At 41.6% G+C, this 3,287-nt stretch carries 4 protein-coding genes; all 4 read left to right on the forward strand.

Annotated elements, in window-relative coordinates; all coding sequences use genetic code 11:
* A partial coding sequence (locus tag CXF78_RS17840; RefSeq protein ID WP_219622091.1) for a YajG family lipoprotein occupies positions 1–218 on the forward strand: 218 nt, incomplete at its 5' end.
* Positions 219–277: 59 nt separating this feature from the next.
* A complete protein-coding gene (locus tag CXF78_RS17845; protein ID WP_059744777.1) occupies positions 278–862 on the forward strand; it encodes a peptidylprolyl isomerase in 585 nt (194 codons plus the stop codon).
* Between the two features lie 330 nt (positions 863–1,192).
* On the forward strand, positions 1,193–1,525 hold the full coding sequence (locus tag CXF78_RS17850; RefSeq protein ID WP_180957210.1) for a hypothetical protein: 333 nt from the start codon (positions 1,193–1,195) through the stop codon (positions 1,523–1,525).
* Between the two features lie 128 nt (positions 1,526–1,653).
* The gene (locus CXF78_RS17855) at positions 1,654–3,081 is read left to right on the forward strand and encodes an AmpG family muropeptide MFS transporter (protein WP_011638557.1); all 1,428 of its coding nucleotides are present in this window, start codon (positions 1,654–1,656) and stop codon (positions 3,079–3,081) included.
* Positions 3,082–3,287 lie beyond the last annotated feature (206 nt).

Consider the following 3,287-nt stretch of genomic DNA (forward strand, 5'->3'; position numbering starts at 1 on the left):
CCACGTTCAGTTACGAATCAAAAACACGTCTAGTTATCAATGTACTGGCTAAAAACTCACAACAAGAGTTCACCAAATCCTATAACGCTAACGGCTATTTAAAAGGCCCGTTAAGCCCAGATTTTGCCACGCTTGAATTAGATATCACCAAACTCGTTGATAAGCTCACCACTGAAATTCTTAACGATGAAGAGTTACACCAATTTATTCAACGTTAATTTCCCCGCTTTATCAGGTATTGGCATCGAGAGATGCCAATAAAAAAGGACGTCACATTATGATGAAATGGTTATCCACTTGCCTACTGTTATTGACCAGTTTAAGTTCCAGCGCTGCGGTCGACATTCAAAAAGACACTTTATATCCACAAGTAGAGTTGGACACCTCTATGGGGAAAATAGTGCTTGAGTTAGATCGCACTCGTGCACCACTTACCGTAGATAACTTTTTAACCTATGTGGTTAAAGGCGAATATGACAATACTATTTTTCATCGTGTGATTGCCGAATTTGTGGTTCAAGGTGGTGGGTTAACCACGAAATTAGAAGAACGCCCTTCGCTAGAGCCTGTTGTAAATGAGTCCGGTAATGGTTTATCAAACTCCCTTGGCACAATTGCCATGGCTCGAGATAACGATCCTCATTCAGCAACACGTCAGTTTTACTTCAACCTAGGTGACAATAAAAAATTAGACCCTTCTAAACGTCGTTGGGGCTATACCGTTTTTGGTGAAGTGACTCAGGGGATGGATGTATTAGAAGCCATTTCATTGGTACCAACTGAACATAACACCACCCTAAACTGGCCCGATTTTCCGGTTAATACTGTCATGTTGAAAAAAGCGACTCTACTGCCTCGCTAATCTCCCGCTAATCGCCTATACCTACCGACGGTCATGTTAATGCATGCCATCGGCATTTATGTTGTCTCCTTCAATGTAATATTGGCCAATCTTATCTCGATTAATAAGTCCAAACTCACTCAATATGATGACGTCTTACATTGTTATCCTATACATATTTACTAGCTGCAAAATCAACTAAGTAGCACTATCGATTGACTAAATCGACACTTTTTTACGTTTTTGACTATCGACAGCCAAATTAACGTCTATACTCTATTTGACTCATTCACCTAGTTAGCTGCGCAATTGTTCGCAACCGCATTTCGAATACTCAAGGACGCAATTATGATGACGGCTAATGATTTTATTGAAACCAAAGCTCCACAACTAGCCTATTTCGGTAAAGCTTTTTTAAACAATCAATTAGATTACAAAGAAATACAGCTCTATATGTGGGATGTGCTGGAAGAGTGGCAATTTATATCAAATAATCCCATCCAATTAGCCGAACAACCTAGCGATACCGAGAAAGTGTTTTGGCACTTATTGTATTGCTTCGATCATTGGTCTGGTTGGGCAATTAAAGGCAATCAATACTTACGCCAGCAAGTTCATGAATGTTGCGACTACATTAATATTGGCGGCAATGTGCCACAAAGTTGTATTGGTATCAGACCTTAAGGCGATTATCTTAAATCTGCTCTGAATGCTAATTTAACCTCAAACTGACTGAATAATCTTTTAGAATGGCTTGAACCTAAACCCCTTGCAACATAAGCTAGAGCCATTCTCCTTTATCCAGTTGTCTTATGTCGGTTTTCTTGTCTCGTACCCGTGAAGCGTTATCGGTTTACTACCACAAACGAGTATTTATTTTACTCTTGCTGGGGTTTTCTGCCGGCTTACCATTAATGCTAGTCTTTTCGACCTTAAGTTTTTGGTTACGTGAAGCAGGCATCGACAGAGCGGCGATTGGTTATTTTAGCTGGATAGCACTAACGTATGCATTTAAATGGGCGTGGTCACCATTAGTCGATCGTATGTCATTGCCCTTTTTTACCCGCTTTTTAGGACGACGACGCGGATGGATGCTGTTCGCACAACTGTGCTTAGTCGGCGCCATACTCGGTATGTCTGTTAGCGATCCAGTGGTTAATCTTGAACGTTTGGCCTTATGCGCCCTACTTTTGGCATTTGCCTCCGCCACCCAAGACATTGTCATTGATGCTTTTCGGATTGAATCAGCCCCAGAAAAAATGCAAGCAGCGCTTGCTGCAGCGTATCAAGTCGGTTATCGCAGTGCGATGATCATCGCCACAGCAGGCGCATTAACCATTGCTGCTTGGGTGTCTCCTGGCGATGATGCTTACAACTTAGAAGCTTGGCAGACCGCCTACTTTGCCATGGCGATGTTAATGGGTGTTGGTATTATTACCACGTTATGCAGTAAAGAACCGCAAGTCGATACCAAACAGGCTGACGATAAAGAACGCCTATTAAGAGCCGAGTTTGCTGCCAAATACCCTGCTAAAGTCGCAGGAGCATTAGCCTGGTTATACAGCGCAAGTGTATTGCCTTTTATTGACTTTTTTAAGCGTTATGGCAAAAGCGCTATTCTCATTTTGTTGTTAATCTCGTGCTATCGCATTTCCGATATTGTCATGGGTATTATGGCAAATGTTTTTTATGTTGATATCGGGTTTAGCAAAGAAGAAATCGCTTTTATCAGTAAAGTCTATGGTTTGATCATGACCTTAGTCGGCGCCGCTTTTGGCGGTGTGTTACTGATGCGTTATGGCACCATGAAGATTCTATTCTTGGGTGCCTTGTTAGTCGCGGTCACTAACCTGCTGTTTGCTTGGCAAGCGTATATTGGCTACAACGTGCCATTTTTAACCTTAGCCATATCGGTAGATAATTTTAGTGCTGGTATCGCAACCGCAGCGTTTATCGCTTATTTGTCCAGCTTAACCAGTAGTGGATATAGCGCGACACAATATGCGTTATTATCTTCGATTATGTTGTTGTTCCCTAAGTTTATCGCAGGATTTTCGGGCTTGTATGTTGATGCTTTTGGTTACATCAATTTCTTTATTGCAGCGAGTTTGATTGGCTTTCCGGTGTTGCTATTAGTGGTGTTGGTGAATCGATCGCAAAACCAAGTGTTGATTGCCAATGCGGCATCAACAGAGGGATCTATCGATGTGTCGACAGATGTTGGTAAACCACCACTGTAAGCGATTAATATCCGAACTGTATTGGGTTTAAGTGCAAAAGAGTTGGCCTACCGCAGCACTTTACGTTCACGTTTCAATGTCTATAAAAGTAGTAATATTGACAATATCAAAGACACATTCCCTCTTAAAAGTGGGCTGATGTAAATCCGTAGCCTAGCTATAATTTATAGCCATAATTTATAGCTATAAACCATGCGGTAAATCAA

Origin of the sequence: Shewanella sp. 11B5 (assembly GCF_002836795.1) — a bacterium.
Classification (GTDB): Bacteria; Pseudomonadota; Gammaproteobacteria; order Enterobacterales; family Shewanellaceae; genus Shewanella; species Shewanella frigidimarina.

Bases quoted from the DNA above. Each gene is read 5' to 3' on its own strand.
- CXF78_RS17855 (WP_011638557.1), top strand. From the start codon at position 1,654: ATGTCGGTTTTCTTGTCTCGTACCCGTGAAGCGTTATCGGTTTACTAC.
- CXF78_RS17845 (WP_059744777.1), top strand. From the start codon at position 278: ATGATGAAATGGTTATCCACTTGCCTACTGTTATTGACCAGTTTAAGT.
- CXF78_RS17850 (WP_180957210.1), top strand. From the start codon at position 1,193: ATGACGGCTAATGATTTTATTGAAACCAAAGCTCCACAACTAGCCTAT.